15 protein-coding genes are annotated in these 16373 nt (G+C 63.2%); 6 read left to right on the forward strand and 9 right to left on the reverse strand.

Annotated elements, in window-relative coordinates:
* Positions 1-5 precede the first annotated feature (5 nt).
* Entirely contained in the window at positions 6-1331 is a 1326-nt protein-coding gene (locus ASF66_RS07175) for a sensor histidine kinase (protein WP_056843279.1), read from the reverse strand.
* Positions 1328-2011, reverse strand: a complete 684-nt coding sequence (locus ASF66_RS07180; RefSeq protein ID WP_049861073.1) for a response regulator — start codon at positions 2009-2011, stop codon at positions 1328-1330. The genes ASF66_RS07175 and ASF66_RS07180 overlap by 4 nt, the downstream gene beginning before the upstream one ends.
* A gap of 228 nt (positions 2012-2239) precedes the next feature.
* Here ASF66_RS07180 and ASF66_RS07185 point away from each other — a divergent pair, with 228 nt between their 5' ends.
* Complete coding sequence (locus ASF66_RS07185) at positions 2240-3055, forward strand: TlpA disulfide reductase family protein (protein WP_056843280.1); 816 nt, start codon at positions 2240-2242, stop codon at positions 3053-3055.
* Between the two features lie 188 nt (positions 3056-3243).
* On the opposite strand, the gene asd is transcribed toward ASF66_RS07185, so the two are convergent.
* From asd to leuC, 5 genes are all read right to left on the reverse strand, one after another.
* The gene (asd, locus tag ASF66_RS07190) at positions 3244-4356 is read right to left on the reverse strand and encodes an aspartate-semialdehyde dehydrogenase (RefSeq protein WP_056843281.1); all 1113 of its coding nucleotides are present in this window, start codon (positions 4354-4356) and stop codon (positions 3244-3246) included.
* Positions 4357-4422: 66 nt separating this feature from the next.
* Entirely contained in the window at positions 4423-5505 is a 1083-nt protein-coding gene (leuB, locus tag ASF66_RS07195; RefSeq protein ID WP_056843282.1) for a 3-isopropylmalate dehydrogenase, read from the reverse strand.
* Between the two features lie 58 nt (positions 5506-5563).
* On the reverse strand, positions 5564-6322 hold the full coding sequence (locus ASF66_RS07200; RefSeq protein ID WP_056843283.1) for a class I SAM-dependent methyltransferase: 759 nt from the start codon (positions 6320-6322) through the stop codon (positions 5564-5566).
* 154 nt (positions 6323-6476) lie between these two features.
* On the reverse strand, positions 6477-7118 hold the full coding sequence (gene leuD / locus ASF66_RS07205) for a 3-isopropylmalate dehydratase small subunit (RefSeq protein ID WP_056843284.1): 642 nt from the start codon (positions 7116-7118) through the stop codon (positions 6477-6479).
* Positions 7115-8548: a 3-isopropylmalate dehydratase large subunit gene (gene leuC / locus ASF66_RS07210; RefSeq protein ID WP_049861079.1), complete on the reverse strand. Its 1434-nt coding sequence runs from the start codon at positions 8546-8548 to the stop codon at positions 7115-7117. The genes leuD and leuC overlap by 4 nt, the downstream gene beginning before the upstream one ends.
* 136 nt (positions 8549-8684) lie before the next feature.
* Here leuC and ASF66_RS07215 point away from each other — a divergent pair, with 136 nt between their 5' ends.
* Complete coding sequence (locus ASF66_RS07215) at positions 8685-9596, forward strand: LysR family transcriptional regulator (RefSeq protein ID WP_049861080.1); 912 nt, start codon at positions 8685-8687, stop codon at positions 9594-9596.
* Here ASF66_RS07215 and ASF66_RS07220 read toward each other — a convergent pair.
* Positions 9573-10367, reverse strand: coding sequence for a PhzF family phenazine biosynthesis protein (locus tag ASF66_RS07220; protein WP_056843285.1), 795 nt, complete (start codon positions 10365-10367; stop codon positions 9573-9575). The genes ASF66_RS07215 and ASF66_RS07220 overlap by 24 nt on opposite strands.
* Before the next feature lie 89 nt (positions 10368-10456).
* Positions 10457-10930: a Cys-tRNA(Pro) deacylase gene (gene ybaK, locus ASF66_RS07225; protein ID WP_056843286.1), complete on the reverse strand. Its 474-nt coding sequence runs from the start codon at positions 10928-10930 to the stop codon at positions 10457-10459.
* A gap of 296 nt (positions 10931-11226) precedes the next feature.
* Here ybaK and ASF66_RS07230 point away from each other — a divergent pair, with 296 nt between their 5' ends.
* From ASF66_RS07230 to glpD, 4 genes are all read left to right on the forward strand, one after another.
* Positions 11227-12066 carry an MIP/aquaporin family protein gene (locus ASF66_RS07230; protein WP_056843287.1) on the forward strand — a complete coding sequence of 280 codons (840 nt, stop codon included), beginning with the start codon at positions 11227-11229 and terminating at the stop codon, positions 12064-12066.
* 55 nt (positions 12067-12121) lie between these two features.
* Positions 12122-13624, forward strand: a complete 1503-nt coding sequence (glpK, locus tag ASF66_RS07235; protein WP_056843288.1) for a glycerol kinase GlpK — start codon at positions 12122-12124, stop codon at positions 13622-13624.
* 137 nt (positions 13625-13761) lie between these two features.
* A complete protein-coding gene (locus ASF66_RS07240) occupies positions 13762-14517 on the forward strand; it encodes a DeoR/GlpR family transcriptional regulator (RefSeq protein WP_056843289.1) in 756 nt (251 codons plus the stop codon).
* A gap of 253 nt (positions 14518-14770) precedes the next feature.
* A complete protein-coding gene (gene glpD, locus ASF66_RS07245; protein ID WP_056843290.1) occupies positions 14771-16309 on the forward strand; it encodes a glycerol-3-phosphate dehydrogenase in 1539 nt (512 codons plus the stop codon).
* Positions 16310-16373 lie beyond the last annotated feature (64 nt).

Below are 16373 nucleotides of genomic sequence, written 5' to 3' on the forward strand. Positions count from 1 at the left end.
GACGTTCACACCGGTCGGAACGGGATTTTGAAGCTGACGCGCAAGCCGTCTTCGGTACTGTCGAAGTGCAAGGTACAGCCGCAACGCTGGGCGATCGCCTGAACGATGGCCAGGCCCAGCCCGCAACCGCTGCTGGAACGGCTGCGCCAGAAGCGCTGGGTCAGGTGTTCCAGGTCTTGCGCGGCGATGCCAGGGCCGAAGTCACGGACCGTGAAGCACACGCAGCCGGGTTCCGTGGCCAGTGTCAGCCAGACCGGCCCCTGATCGGGGCTGTGCCGCAACGCGTTGTCGATCAGGTTGCGCAGCGCCTGTACTGCCAGAGTCGATGGCATGCCCAGGGCTATCGATGGCAGCCGCGGCGGGACGTGCAACTCGACCCGCCAGCGGTCCTCAGGACGAGCGTCGCCGATGGCCAGGCGCGCCACCTGTTCGGCGCTGCACGGTGCGCCATCGTCGAACGACAGGCTGCCTTCGACCCGTGCCAGCAAGAGCAATTGTTCGAGGGTGCGCTGCAGGCGGTCGGCGCCCTCCTCGGCATGGCCCAGCGCCTGTTCGTGGGCGAGCCCGGCCGTCATGCGGGCGACCTGCAGGTGGGTCTTGATCGCGGTCAAGGGACTGCGCAGTTCATGGGCCGCATCACCGGTCAGCTGCCGCTCTCGTTCCAGGGTACGGCCGATGCGCAGGAACAGCTGGTTCTGTGTTTCCAGCAGTGGTTGCAACTCACTGGGCAGCGACTTCAGCGCCAGCGGTTCAAGGGCATCGACGTCGCGCTTGCGCAGCGCCTCGCACATGCGATTGAGGGGCGCCAGGCCTTTGCCGATGCCCAGCCAGAGCATCGCGATGCTACCCAGCAGGGCCATCAGTACCGGTGCGGAAGCGGCCAGCAGTACCGAACGGTTCAACGCCTCGCGTTCCAGCTCGCGGTCTGCGGTGGTGATCCGCACATCGTCCCGAGCCAGGGTGAAACTGCGCCAGTGTTCGCCATCGATCTCCTGATCGTGGAAACCGGTGCGCTGGTCATCCAGCACCTGATCGGCATTGCCGTGGCTGCGGGCAAGGATTTCACCACGCAGCGAGCTGACCTGGCAGGCGATACCGTCGGGGATGCTCCATTGATCGGCGCTGAAGCGGGTGCCCTCGCCCTGCGCGGACAACGGTTGCGGCAGCCGATCGACCAGGCCGGCGACCATGCGCGCCGACGCCACCAGGCGCTGGTCGAGAGAGAACATCATCTGGCTGCGCAAGTCGCGGAACATCCAGGTCGCAGCCAGCGCCCAGATCAGCACGAAGGCCGTGCCCAGAATCAGACTCAAGCGCAGGCGCAGGCTCATTGCGGTTCCTGCGCTGCGGCTTGGGCCGGCCCCAAGCGATAGCCCAGGCCGCGGACGGTTTCGACGATGCCGTTGCCCAGCTTGCGCCGCAAATGGTGGATGTGCACGTTCAGGGCGTTGCTTTCCACTTCGTCGCTGAAGCCATAGACACTGTCCTTGAGCTGCTCGCCGGAGAGCACGCGGCCTCGGTTCTGCAGCAGGGCGTACAACAGCGCCTGCTCGCGACGGGACAGATCGACGGCCTGGCCGGCCAGCCAGGTCTGGCGGGTGCTGGGGTCGTGCTGCAGTGGGCCGTGCTCGATCATGTTCAGGGTTCGCCCGGCCACTCGGCGCTGCAGGGTGTGCAGGCGCGCACACAGTTCGCGCAGATCGAAGGGTTTGAGCAGGTAGTCGTCGGCGCCGGCCTGCAGACCGGCAACCCGATCGCTGACGCTGTCGCGGGCGGTCAACACCAGCACCGGCAGCGCCTCGCCCTTGTGGCGCAACCGTTGCAGCAGCTTGATGCCGTCCTCGTCGGGCAGCCCCAGATCGAGCACCATCACATCGAAGCTGGCGGCCTGCAGCATGGCCTGGGCGGCAGAAGCCGTGGCCACTCGATCGACGTTCAGACCCTGGGCATTGAGCCCGGCAACGATGCCGCTGGCGATCAGGTCATCGTCTTCGCAAAGCAATACGTGCATGACAGCGCTCGAAGGATAAATGCCCACGGTGACAGGCCGTGATTAACACAACATTATGCGCCCAAACGCCCGTGACGACGGGCATCGGCCGCGAAAAATGCAGCGCGGTGTGACTGTCGGGGCCGGGCTGCCCGTTCGCGGCCGCGGACCGCTCATGCGGATTGGGTTAACCGTCGGTTAACCTGAGTGCCGCCATACTTGCTTCATCACCTCAAGAGACCCCTGCCGATGCTGAGCCTTTCCATGGGGCCATTCGCGCTTTCCCTGCATCACCTGCTGATACTGCTGGCCTTGGGCCTGGCCAGCGTCGTGGGTTGGCAGATGTCGCGGCGCGGGTTGGGCAGCAATCCTGAAGTGCTGATCTTTCGCCTGTTCCTGCTGTGCCTGGTGGTGGCACGCGCCGCTTTCGTGATGCGTTACTGGGCGCAGTACCGTGCCGATCCGTGGCAGATTCCCGATATCCGCGATGGCGGCTTCCTGCTTTGGCCGGGGCTGGCGGTCAGCGGCGTGACGGCGCTGGTGTATGCCTGGCGGCGCCCACTGGCGCGTGTCACCTTGGGCACAAGCCTGGTCAGCGGCCTGATGTTCTGGGCCGTCACCAGTCTGGCCAGCCAGTGGTACCTGCAGGAACACCACGCGCAATTACCCGACGTCACCCTGCACACTGCAGCAGGTGAGCCTGTGGCGCTGCGCAGCTACGCAGGGCAGCCGCTGGTGATCAATCTCTGGGCCAGCTGGTGCCCACCTTGCAGACGGGAAATGCCGGTACTGCTGGACATGCAGAAACGCCATCCGCAGGTACGTTTTCTGTTCGTCAACCACGGCGAAAACGCGCAGATCATCACAAGCTTTGCGGGAACCATGGGGCTGGATCTGCAACAGGTGGCATTCGACAGCCAGGGCGATCTGGGCCGCGCATTGGGTTCGGTCGCACTGCCAACCACGCTGTTCTACAGCGCCGACGGCAAGCTGCTGGGCAGCCATCTGGGCGAGCTGTCGACCGCCAGCCTGAACCACGCGCTGGAAGCCTTCGAAAACCGGTAACCGCCGACGCCCCCTGTAGCAGCGGCGCAAGCCGCGTCAGCGRTGAACGCGGTATGCCTGRAAGAACGCGATGAACCCGGACGCGGCTCGCGCCGCTGCTACAGAGACCGCGCACCCTGTAGCAGCGGCGCAAGCCGCGTCRGCGGTCGGTGCGGTTCGGCTGGGGGAACCCAGCGAACCTGAGGAAATCAACGCTCCAGCAAAATCCGCAGCATGCGGCGCAACGGTTCGGCGGCGCCCCACAGCAGCTGGTCGCCGACGGTGAACGCGCCCAGGTATTGCGAGCCCATGTTCAGCTTGCGCAGGCGCCCGACCGGAATGTTCAGCGTGCCGGTGACCTGGGTCGGGGTCAGTTCCTGCATGCTCGCTTCACGACTGTTTTGTACCAGTTTGACCCACGGGTTGTGCTGGCTGATCAGGCCTTCGATGTCCGCCATCGGCACGTCCTTGTTCAGCTTGATGGTCAGCGCCTGGCTGTGGCAGCGCATGGCGCCGATGCGTACGCAGATACCGTCCACCGGGATCGGGCTCTTGAAGCGACCCAGGATCTTGTTGGTCTCGGCCTGAGCCTTCCACTCTTCACGGCTCTGCCCGTTCGGCAGCTCCTTGTCGATGTACGGGATCAGGCTGCCGGCCAGCGGCACACCGAAGTTCTCGGTCGGATAACCCTCCCCGCGCATGGCCTCGGCCACCTTGCGATCAATGTCCAGAATGGCACTGGCCGGGTTGGCCAGGTCATCGGCCACCGAGGCGTGGGTGCTGCCCATCTGCTTGATCAGCTCGCGCATGTTCTGCGCACCGGCACCGGACGCCGCCTGATAGGTCATGGCACTCATCCACTCCACCAGACCGGCCTCGAACAGGCCGCCCAGGCCCATTAGCATCAGGCTCACGGTGCAGTTGCCACCGATGTAGTTCTTAGTGCCGGCATCGAGCTGCTGGTCGATCACGCGGCGGTTGACCGGGTCGAGCACGATCACCGCGTCATCCTGCATGCGCAGGCTGGAGGCGGCGTCGATCCAGTAGCCCTGCCACCCGGCCTCGCGCAGCTTGGGGAATACCTCGCTGGTGTAGTCGCCACCCTGGCAGGTCAGGATCACGTCGAGTGTCTTCAGCTCTTCAATGCTGTAGGCATCCTTGAGCGGGGCAATGTCCTTGCCCACCGCAGGCCCTTGGCCGCCCACATTGGAAGTGGTGAAAAACACCGGCTCGATAAGATCGAAATCCTGCTCTTCCAGCATCCGCTGCATGAGCACGGAACCGACCATGCCGCGCCAACCGATCAGACCTACACGTTTCATCGCAACTACACCTTCTTGAAAAGTGGGCCGCTGCTTTCGATTGAAAGTCGCAGCGGGCCCAAGAGATTACAGATTCCGCAGCGCGGCGACTACTGCATCGCCCATTTCCTGCGTACCGATCCGCGCGTTGCCTTCGGACCAGATGTCGCCGGTGCGCAAGCCTTGGTCCAGGACCAGGCTGACGGCCTGCTCGATGGCATCGGCGGCCGCGTGCTGATTGAAGCTGTAGCGCAGCATCATCGACACCGAGAGGATGGTCGCCAGCGGGTTGGCGATGCCCTGCCCGGCGATGTCCGGCGCCGAACCGTGGCACGGCTCGTACATACCCTTGTTATGGGCGTCCAGGGAGGCCGAGGGCAACATGCCGATGGAGCCGGTGAGCATCGACGCCTCATCGGAAAGAATGTCGCCGAACATGTTGTCGGTGACCATCACGTCGAATTGTTTCGGCGCGCGCACCAGCTGCATGGCGGCGTTGTCGACGTACATGTGGCTCAGCTCGACGTCGGGATAATCCTTGCCGATCTCTTCGGCCACTTCGCGCCACAGCTGGCTGGACGCCAATACGTTGGCCTTGTCCACCGAGCAGAGCTTCTTGCCGCGCACCTGGGCCATGTCGAAGCCCACGCGCACGATGCGGCGGATCTCGCTCTCGCTGTAGGGCAGCGTGTCATACGCCTGGCGCTCGCCGCCTTCCAGTTCACGGGTGCCACGGGGGGCGCCGAAGTAGATGCCACCGGTCAACTCACGGACGATGAGGATGTCCAGCCCGGCCACGATTTCCGGCTTCAGGCTGGAAGCGTCCGCCAGTTGCGGGTAGAGGATGGCCGGACGCAGATTGGCGAACAGGCCCAACTGCGAACGGATTTTCAGCAGACCGCGCTCCGGGCGGATGTCGCGCTCGATCTTGTCCCATTTCGGCCCGCCCACGGCGCCCAGCAGCACCGCATCGGCGGCGCGGGCGCGCTCCAGGGTTTCGTCGGCCAGCGGCACGCCGTGCTTGTCGATGGCTGCGCCACCGATCACGTCATGGGCCAGCTCGAAGCCCAGCTGGAACTTGTCGTTGGCCAGCTCCAGCACCTTGACCGCTTCGGCCATGATTTCCGGGCCGATGCCGTCGCCTGGGAGAATCAGAATCTGCTTGCTCATGCTTTCCTCGTTAATTCCGGTAATACGGCGCGCCCTCGGGCAGGCCGTGAATGAATGCTCAACGCTGGGCCCACAACACCAGCACGTCGGTGCTGAACGAGCCATTGTCGTCGATCTGGTAATACTCGCGCACCTCGGCGCCTACGGCTTGCTGCAAGGTGCGGATGGCCGCACGCATGACCTCGGGGGTGCGCATGCGCTCGACCCAGGACACGTATTCAAGGCGCAGGCGCTGGCGTGTATGCCCGCGCACCTGCAGCCCGGCCGCATTGACCTGGCTCAGCCATTCGCCGGCACTGTAGTCACGCACATGACTGGTGTCGCGCAGCACTTCGACGCTCTGCAGATAGGTATCGAGCAGCGGGCTGCCCGGCGACATCACGTCGATGAAGCAGGCCACGCCACCGGGCTTGAGCACCCGGCGCACTTCGCGCAGGGCCAGGCCCAGGTCGCTCCAGTGGTGAGCCGAGTAGCGGCTGAACACGTAGTCGAACTCGCCATCGGCGAACGGCAGCTGTTCGGCCGGACCGAGTTGGGTGTCGACGTTACCCAGCCCTCGCTCACGAGCGGCGCTGGCGACTACATCGAGCATCTGCTGCGACAGATCATAGGCCACCACCTGCTTGACCAGTGGCGCGCAGTGAAAGCTGACGTGCCCGGCGCCGCAACCCAGATCCAGCAACCGAGCGTGGGACTGGCCGGCCAGTTCCGCCTGAAGCAGCGCAAATTCCGCGCCCTGGGCGTGAACGGCGCTGCTCAGGTAGGCCGAGGCCTGTTCGCCGAACTGTTTCTGCACGACTTGGCTGTGCTGGGTCATGGACTGGGCTTCCTTGTGCCTGGGTTTGTGGTGGCCTTGCCGGCCTCTTCGCGGGCAGAGGGCTCGCCGCCCGCCCCGCTCTCACATCGGCGCCGAGCCTCTTGTGGGAGCGGGCTCTGCCCGCGAAGAGGCCAAACCTGCCTACATCAATCAATCAATCGCGAAACAACCAAGGCTGGCTCGCCCGATGCTTGGCCTCGAACGCCGCAATGGCTTCCCCGTCCTGCAAGGTCAGCCCGATATCATCCAAGCCGTTGAGCAGGCAATGCTTGCGAAACTCGTCGATCTCGAAGCTGTACACCTTGCCGCTCGGGCTGGTGACAGTCTGCGCGGCCAGGTCCACGGTCAGCTGGTAACCCGGCGCCGCCTCGACTTCCTTGAACAGCTCATCGACTTCCGCATCGCTGAGGATGATCGGCAGCAGGCCGTTCTTGAAGCTGTTGTTGAAGAAAATGTCGGCATAGCTGGGCGCGATCACCGTGCGGAAACCGTACTCGTCCAACGCCCACGGCGCGTGCTCGCGACTGGAGCCGCAACCGAAGTTCTCCCGCGCCAGCAACACGCTGGCGCCTTGGTAACGCTCATGGTTGAGCACGAAATCCTTGTTCAGCGGGCGCTTGGAGTTGTCCTGGTAAGGTTGCCCCACATCCAGGTAGCGCCACTCGTCGAACAGGTTCGGACCAAAGCCGGTGCGCTTGATCGACTTCAGGAACTGCTTGGGAATGATCTGATCGGTGTCCACATTGGCACGATCCAACGGAGCGACCAGGCCGGTGTGACGAGTAAAGGCTTTCATGCTGCGCTCCCCTGGATCAATTCACGAACGTCGACGAAACGGCCGACAACGGCGGCGGCGGCGGCCATGGCCGGGCTGACCAGGTGGGTACGCCCACCGGCGCCCTGACGGCCCTCGAAGTTGCGGTTGGAGGTCGACGCGCAATGCTCGCCCGACTCCAGCCGGTCGGGGTTCATCGCCAGGCACATGGAGCAGCCCGGTTCGCGCCACTCGAAGCCCGCCTCGAGAAAGATCTTGTCCAGGCCTTCGCTTTCGGCCTGCTCCTTGACCAGGCCCGAGCCCGGCACGACGATCGCCTGCTTGATGGTCGAGGCCACCTTGCGGCCCTTGGCGATGACGGCGGCGGCGCGCAGGTCTTCGATGCGCGAATTGGTGCACGAACCGATGAACACTCGGTCGAGCTGAATATCGGTGATCGCCTGGTTGGCGGTCAGGCCCATGTATTTCAAGGCGCGCTCGATGGAACCACGCTTGACCAGATCCGCCTCACGGGCCGGGTCCGGCACGTTCTGATCCACGGCCAGGACCATTTCCGGCGAAGTGCCCCAGCTGACCTGTGGCTTGATCTGCGCGGCATCCAGATGCACCACGGTGTCGAAATGGGCATCGGCGTCGGACACCAGCCCTTTCCAAGATTCCACAGCCTTGTCCCAATCGCCGCCACGGGGCGCGAACGGGCGGCCCTTGACGTAGGCGATGGTCTTTTCATCGGCGGCCACCAGACCCACGCGGGCGCCGGCCTCGATGGACATGTTGCAGATGGTCATGCGGCCTTCCACGGACAGATCGCGAATGGCGCTGCCGGCGAACTCGATGGCATGGCCATTGCCGCCGGCGGTGCCGATCTTGCCGATCACGGCCAGCACGATGTCCTTGGCGGTGACGCCGAACGGCAAGGTGCCTTCGACCAGCACCTGCATGTTCTTCATTTTCTTGGCCACCAGGCACTGCGTGGCGAGCACGTGCTCGACCTCCGAAGTACCGATACCGTGGGCCAGGGCACCAAAGGCACCGTGGGTCGAGGTGTGCGAGTCGCCACAGACCACGGTCATGCCGGGCAAGGTCGCGCCCTGCTCTGGACCGATCACGTGGACGATGCCCTGGCGCACGTCGTTCATCTTGAATTCGGTGATGCCGTATTCATCGCAGTTGTCGTCCAGGGTCTGAACCTGCAGACGCGACACCTGGTCGGCAATGGCACCGATGCCGCCCTTGCGCTCCGGGGTGGTCGGCACGTTGTGATCGGGCGTGGCGATGTTGGCATCGATGCGCCATGGTTTGCGGCCGGCCAGTCGCAACCCTTCGAACGCCTGGGGCGAAGTCACTTCGTGGATGATGTGACGGTCGATGTAGATCAGCGCCGAACCATCGTCGCGCTGCTTGACCAAATGCGAATCCCAGAGCTTGTCGTAGAGCGTTTTGCCGGCCATCAGACGTTTCCTCATCAGTGTTTCTAATCTTTCTATGCCAATAACCGCTTGGCTTGTAGGGATGATGCTATGGGGTTATCTTGAATAACTCAAATTCATAATTTTCATACTTTGGATAACCAAAAGGAATCGGTTCATGGACCTGGCCAGTCTCAATGCCTTTATTGCCATCGCCGAAGTGGGCAGCTTCTCCAGGGCCGGGGATCGCCTGCATTTGACTCAACCTGCGATCAGCAAACGCATTGCCAGTCTGGAACAGCAGTTGGGTGTGCGCCTGTTCGACCGGCTGGGTCGGGAAGTCAATCTGACCGAGGCTGGCCGAGCGCTGCTGCCGCGGGCCTACCAAATTCTCGACGTGCTCGAAGACACCCGTCGCGCCCTGACCAACCTCAGCGGTGACGTTACCGGTCGGCTCACGCTGGCCACCAGTCACCATATCGGCCTGCACCGATTGCCCCCGCTGCTGCGTACCTACACGCGCATGTACCCCAAGGTCGCCCTGGACATTCAGTTTCTCGATTCGGAAGTGGCCTATGAGGAGATTCTCCACGGCCGGGCGGAGCTGGCCGTGATCACCCTGGCACCCGAGCCCCACCACCTGGTGCGCTCGGTGCCGGTGTGGCATGACCTGCTGGATTTCGTCGCCGCCCCCGAACACCCGCTGGCCCTGCAGGACGCGGTGAAGCTGAGCGATATCGCCGAACATCCGGCGGTGTTTCCCGGCGGCAATACCTTCACCCACCACATCGTCAGCCGTCTGTTCGAGGCTCAGGGCCTGAGCCCCAACATCGCCATGAGTACCAACTACCTGGAAACCATCAAGATGATGGTGTCGATCGGGCTGGCATGGAGTGTGTTGCCGCGCACCATGCTCGACGATCAGGTGGCGCGCTTCGTACTGCCCGGTGTGCAGCTGAGTAGGCAGCTGGGCTACATCCTGCACACCGAAAGAACCCTGTCGAACGCCGCCCGGGCCTTCATGGCGTTGCTCGATGGCCAGGCCAGCATTTCGGCGGCGGATGAATCAGAGCTGCGGGCCCAGGAGTAGCCGGCCGCTGCTGACCAGCGTGGCATAGCCGCCGATCTTGACCCGATCGCCTTCCCTGCGGCAAAACAGCTCGCCCCCGCGGGCCGAGCACTGGTACGCGCTGAGGCTGGTCTTGACCAGGCGCTTGGACCAGTACGGAATGAGGCTGCAGTGGGTGGAACCGGTCACCGCGTCTTCATCGATGCCAATGGCCGGGGCGAAATAGCGCGAGACAAAATCGTGATGATCACCCCGTGCGGTGATGATCACCCCAGGCCAGGGCAAGCGAGCCAGCGCCGCCATGTTCGGCTGACATTCGCGCACTGCCTGCTCCGACTCCAGCAGCACGAACAGGGACGCTGCCGCCATCACATCGACCGCCTCGCAGCCCAGCGCACGCTCCACATCCAGCGTCAGGCCCAGTTGTTCTTCAGGCATCATGGCCGGGAAATCCAGCCACAGGCGGTCGCCCTCGCGGCTGACGGTCAGGGTGCCGGAACGGCTGGCGAACGACAGGCTGGTCGCGGTTTCGCCATAGACGTGGAACAAAACGTAGGCACTGGCCAGAGTGGCATGACCGCACAAGGGCACTTCAGTGCGCGGCGTGAACCAGCGGATGTGCCAGCCCTGAGCCTCGCGCACCATGAACGCGGTCTCGGCCAGGTTGTGTTCGGCAGCGATCTTCTGCATCAGTTCGTCGGCCAGCCAGCTGTCCAGGCGATAGACGATGGCCGGGTTGCCAGCAAACGGATGTTGGGCAAACGCATCGACCTGATGGAAATCCAGTTGCATGGCATTCCTCGCTGTAGCGGAAAGGGGTAGCGCCCAGGCCGTGGGCTATCGGCGTTCGACTCGTGGAGTCGATGAATAATTTCTTGCGTTCATCCAGCACGACCGATATCGGCGAAGCAGCCCTGGGTATGCTCGGCCAGCAACTGCGGCGCCAATTCCACTTCCAACCCGCGCCTGCCGGCGCTGACATACACGCTGGGCAACGTCGCTGCGGTTTGATCGATGAACGTGCGCAGGCGCTTTTTCTGCCCCAATGGGCTGATGCCGCCCAGCAGATAGCCGGTGGCGCGCTGTGCGGCTTGTGGGTCTGCCATCTCGCACTTCTTGACCCCCGCCGCCTGTGCCAGTGCCTTGAGGTCCAGAGAGCCGGTCACAGGCACCACTGCCACCAGCAGTTCGCTTTTTTCAGTGGCCGCCAGCAAGGTCTTGAACACTTGCGCCGGAGCCAGACCGAGTTTTTCGACCGCTTCCAATCCGTAGGAGGCGGCCTTGGGATCGTGTTCATAGGCATGCACCCGATGGTCGGCGCGATGCTTCTTCAAGAGGTCCAGGGCGGGTGTCATGCAGGGACTCCAGACAAATAAAACCGATGCCCGGCATTAGGACACAGGCAGGCAAGCCACGCCAACCGTGGCTTTGCCGCAAATAGGCGAATCCATTCTCGATCATTGAATGAACTCGTTCACTTTCGACCTTTGACAGCGGCGTTTCTTGTCTATATTTTTTCGTTTGTGAAGATAGGCACGATAGTACAATGTGCTGAAAGGTTGTAATCCGGCGTGCGATGGGGATCACACGACGGCAGATTCCAGGCGCCAAAAACGGCGTCAGACAAAAAAAACAATTGGGGTAACACACAATGACCGCACAGCAACAACCGACCCTGTCGGGTCAGTGCATTGCCGAGTTTCTCGGAACCGCACTGCTTATCTTCTTCGGTACTGGCTGCGTCGCGGCGCTCAAGGTCGCAGGGGCCAGCCTCGGCCTATGGGAAATCAGCATCATCTGGGGCGTCGGCGTGAGCATGGCGATCTACCTGACGGCTGGCGTGTCCGGAGCGCATCTGAACCCGGCAGTCAGCATCGCCCTGTGCCTGTTCGGCGGTTTCGAAAAGCGCAAGCTGCCCTTCTACATTCTGGCTCAGGTTGCCGGCGCGTTCTGCTCGGCGGCGCTGGTCTACACCCTCTACAGCAGCCTGTTCTTCGATTACGAACAGACCCACGGCATCGTCCGCGGCACGCAGGCGAGCCTGGAAACGGCGAGCATCTTCTCCACCTATCCGCACGCGGCGCTGTCCATCGGTCAGGCTTTCCTGGTTGAGATGGTCATCACCGCGATCCTGATGGGGGTGATCATGGCCTTGGGCGACGAGCACAATGGCCTTCCGCGCGGCGCCATGGCACCGTTGCTGGTGGGTTTGCTGATCGCCGTGATCGGCAGCGCCATGGGCCCGCTGACCGGTTTCGCCATGAACCCGGCCAGGGATTTCGGTCCCAAGTTGATGACCTTTATCGCCGGGTGGGGTGAAATAGCCTTCACCGGTGGCCGTACGATCCCCTATTTCATCGTGCCCATCGTGGCGCCGATCGTAGGTGCCTGCCTGGGCGCCGGCGCTTACCGGGTACTGATCGCCCGCCACCTGCCCAACTCGCTCAACGAGTCGGCCAAGGTGGCCGCATCGAAGGTGCAGGCCTCCTGAGCCTGCACAGCTACTTCATTCCGCATCTATTTCAAACTTGCGCAAGGCCATCGACATGACCGATACCGACAACAAGAACTACATCATCGCCCTGGACCAAGGCACCACCAGCTCGCGGGCCATCATTTTCGACCGCGATGCCAACGTCGTCGGCACCTCGCAGCGCGAGTTCGCCCAGCACTACCCGCAGGCAGGCTGGGTCGAGCACGATCCGATGGAAATCTTCGCCACCCAGAGCGCGACCATGGTCGAAGCCCTGGCCCAGGCCGGGTTGAGCCACGCCCAGGTCGCAGCCATCGGCATCACCAACCAGCGTGAAACCACCGTGGTGTGGGACAAGAACAGCGGTCGTCCGATCTACAACGCCGTGGTCTGGCAGTGCCGACGCAGCACCGAGATCTGCCAGCAGCTCAAGCGCGATGGCCTGGAAGACTACATCAAGCAGACCACCGGCCTGGTCGTCGATCCGTACTTCTCGGGCACCAAGCTCAAGTGGATTCTGGACAACGTCGAAGGCAGCCGCGAGCGCGCCCGCAACGGCGAGCTGCTGTTCGGCACCATCGATAGCTGGCTGATCTGGAAATTCACCGGCGGCAAGGTCCACGTCACCGACTACACCAACGCCTCGCGCACCATGCTCTTCAACATCCACACGCTGGAGTGGGACGAGAAGATGCTGCAGACCCTGGACATCCCCCGCGAGATGCTGCCAGAGGTCAAGTCGTCGTCGGAAGTCTACGGTCACACCAAGAGCGGCATCGCCATTGCCGGTATCGCCGGCGACCAGCAGGCCGCCCTGTTCGGCCAGATGTGCGTCGAACCCGGCCAGGCCAAGAACACCTACGGCACCGGCTGCTTCCTGCTGATGAACACCGGCAAGAAAGCCGTGACTTCGCAACACGGGATGCTCACCACCATCGGCTGCGGCCCGCGTGGCGAAGTGGCCTACGCCCTGGAAGGCGCCGTGTTCAACGGCGGCTCGACCGTGCAGTGGCTGCGCGACGAACTGAAGATCGTCAACGACGCCTACGATACCGAATACTTCGCCAGCAAGGTCAAGAACACCAACGGCGTGTACCTGGTACCGGCCTTCACCGGCCTGGGCGCGCCCTACTGGGACCCCTATGCCCGTGGCGCACTCTTCGGCCTGACCCGCGGCGTGCGCGTGGACCACATCATTCGCGCCGCACTGGAATCGATCGCCTACCAGACCCGCGACGTGCTCGACGCCATGCAACAGGACTCCGGCGAACGCCTCAGCGCCCTGCGCGTGGACGGCGGCGCGGTGGCCAACAACTTCCTCATGCAGTTCCAGGCCGACATCCTCGGCACGCCGGTGGAGCGTCCGCAGATGCGCGAGACCACGGCGCTGGGCGCCGCCTACCTCGCAGGCCTGGCATGCGGCTTCTGGGGCAGCCTGGACGAATTGCGCGGCAAGGCCGTGATCGAGCGCACCTTCGAGCCGCTGCTCGATGAAGCCGGCAAGGAAAAACTCTACGCCGGTTGGAAAAAGGCCGTCGAACGCACCCGCGACTGGGAACCGCACGAAGAACAGTGATCGAGCAGGCACCGGCCGGGCAATCCGGCCGGTGCCTCGCGGATTGATGCAATGCCGGCCCCTGCAATCAAGTCTGGCGATGGGGGCCTTTCCTGCGGCATCATGCATGCTTTTGCATGGCAGCCAAAGGAAGCCCCATGAACCTGCCTCCCCGCCAACAGCAGATCCTGGAACTGGTACGCGAACGCGGCTATGTCAGCATCGAGGAAATGGCCCAGCTGTTCATCGTGACACCGCAGACCATTCGGCGTGACATCAACCAACTGGCCGAGGTCAACCTGCTGCGCCGTTATCACGGTGGCGCCGCCTACGACTCGAGCATCGAGAACACGGCCTACGCCATGCGTGCCGACCAGATGCGTGACGAGAAACAACGCATCGCCGAAGCCATCGCCGCCCAGATCCCCGACCACGCTTCGCTGTTCATCAACATCGGCACCACCACCGAATCCATCGCTCGCGCCCTGCTCAACCATAGCCATCTGAAGATCATCACCAACAACCTGCACGTGGCCTCGATCCTCAGTGGCAAGGACGATTTCGATGTGCTGCTGGCCGGCGGCAACGTGCGTCGCGACGGCGGCGTGGTGGGCCAGGCCAGTATCGATTTCATCACCCAGTTCAAGGTCGACTTCGCCCTGGTGGGCATCAGCGGCATCGACGAAGACGGCAGCCTGCTGGACTTCGACTATCAAGAGGTTCGCGTTAGCCAGGCGATCATCGCCAACGCGCGGCAGGTCATCCTGGCCGCCGACTCGAGCAAGTTCGGCCGCAATGCCATGGTTCGCCTGGGCCCGATCAGCCTGATCGATTGCCTGGTCACCGACCAGCCCCCCGTCCCCGCCCTGCTGCAATTGCTACAACAGCACAAGATCCGTCTCGACATCGTCTGACCCTGTGGCAGCGGCGCAAGCCGCGCCCGTCTCCCGCCCGTTCGCCCGCGAAGCCCACCCGGCAAGGCTCGCGTTCGGTTGCGTGCACCTCTGATGTTCACATTTCTTCGCTTTCGCCTGCGACGATCAACAAATTCAATCATCTTCGACTGGCTAACCCCTACGTATTGGGCTAGTATTTTCGAAATTGAACATTGATGTTCGAATTCAAAGCACTCATTCGAACGCTCCTTGATAAACGCAGGAGGCTGCCATGCCCCATTCGACCTTGCCCCGCCAACCGTTGGCTGAAATCTACGACGTCGCCGTGATCGGTGGTGGTATCAATGGTGTGGGGATCGCCGCCGACGCTGCCGGGCGTGGGCTCTCCGTCTTTCTCTGCGAGAAGGACGACCTTGCCAGCCACACCTCGTCGGCCAGCAGCAAGCTGATCCATGGTGGCCTGCGTTATCTGGAACACCATGAATTCCGCCTGGTGCGCGAAGCGCTGGCCGAACGCGAAGTGCTGCTGGCCAAGGCCCCGCACATCGTCAAGCCGATGCGTTTCGTGCTTCCACACCGACCTCATCTGCGTCCTGCGTGGATGATCCGCGCCGGGCTGTTCCTCTACGACAACCTGGGCAAGCGGGAAAAACTGCCCGGCTCGCGCAGCTTGCGTTTCGGTGCCGACAGTGCACTCAAGCCAGAGATTACCCGTGGCTTCGAATACTCCGATTGCTGGGTGGACGACGCCCGCCTGGTGGTATTGAACGCCATGGCCGCGCGGGAAAAAGGTGCACACATCCACACCCGCACCCGCTGCATCGATGCGAAGCGTGTGGACGGTGTATGGCAAGTCAATCTGCAGCGCGAAGACGGCAGCACCTTCACGTTGAAGGCTCGCGCCCTGGTCAACGCAGCCGGCCCATGGGTAGCGAAGTTCATCCGTGACGACCTGCAACTGCAATCCCCGTACGGCATCCGCCTGATCCAGGGCAGCCACCTGATCGTGCCACGTCTGTACGAAGGCGAGCAGGCGCACATCCTGCAGAACGAAGACCAGCGGATTGTCTTCACCATTCCGTACCTGGACCGCTTCACCATCCTGGGCACTACCGACCGCGAGTACACCGGCGATCCGTCCAAGGTGGAAATTACCGACGCCGAAACCGACTACATCCTCAAGGTGGTCAACGCCCACTTCAAGAAGCAGGTCAGCCGCAGCGACATCGTGCGCACTTATTCAGGTGTTCGCCCGCTGTGCAACGACGAGTCGGACAATCCATCGGCCATTACCCGCGACTACACCCTGTCGCTCAGCGGCGGTCAGGGTGAAGCGCCGATCCTGTCGGTGTTCGGCGGCAAGCTGACCACCTATCGCAAACTGGCAGAATCGGCCATGGCGCAGCTCAAGCCATTCTTCACGCAGATGCGCGGCAGCTGGACGGCGACCAGTGCCCTGCCGGGCGGCGAAGACATGACCACGCCCCAGGCACTGGCCCAGGCCATGCGCGCCAAGGCACCTTGGCTGCCAAGCGGGCTGGCCGAACGCTGGGCCGTCAGCTATGGCAGCCGCAGCTGGCGCCTGATCGAAGGCGCACAGTCGCTGGCCGATCTGGGCGAAGAACTGGGCGCAGGCCTGTACAGCCGCGAAGTGGATTACCTGTACGAGCAGGAATGGGCCACACGCAGCGACGACGTCCTGTGGCGGCGCAGCAAGCTGGGCTTGTTCGTAGACGACGCGGCAATCGCTCGGGTAGACGCCTACCTGGCCAAGATCGACGCCAGCCGCGCGAATACTCAGGCGGCTTGAACCACGCCAGCGATGCCCACAACGAAAAACGCCCCGTAAGGGGCGTTTTGCATGGCGCGAGGCG

This window comes from Pseudomonas sp. Leaf129, assembly GCF_001423465.1.
Taxonomy (GTDB): domain Bacteria; phylum Pseudomonadota; class Gammaproteobacteria; order Pseudomonadales; family Pseudomonadaceae; genus Aquipseudomonas; species Aquipseudomonas coleopterorum.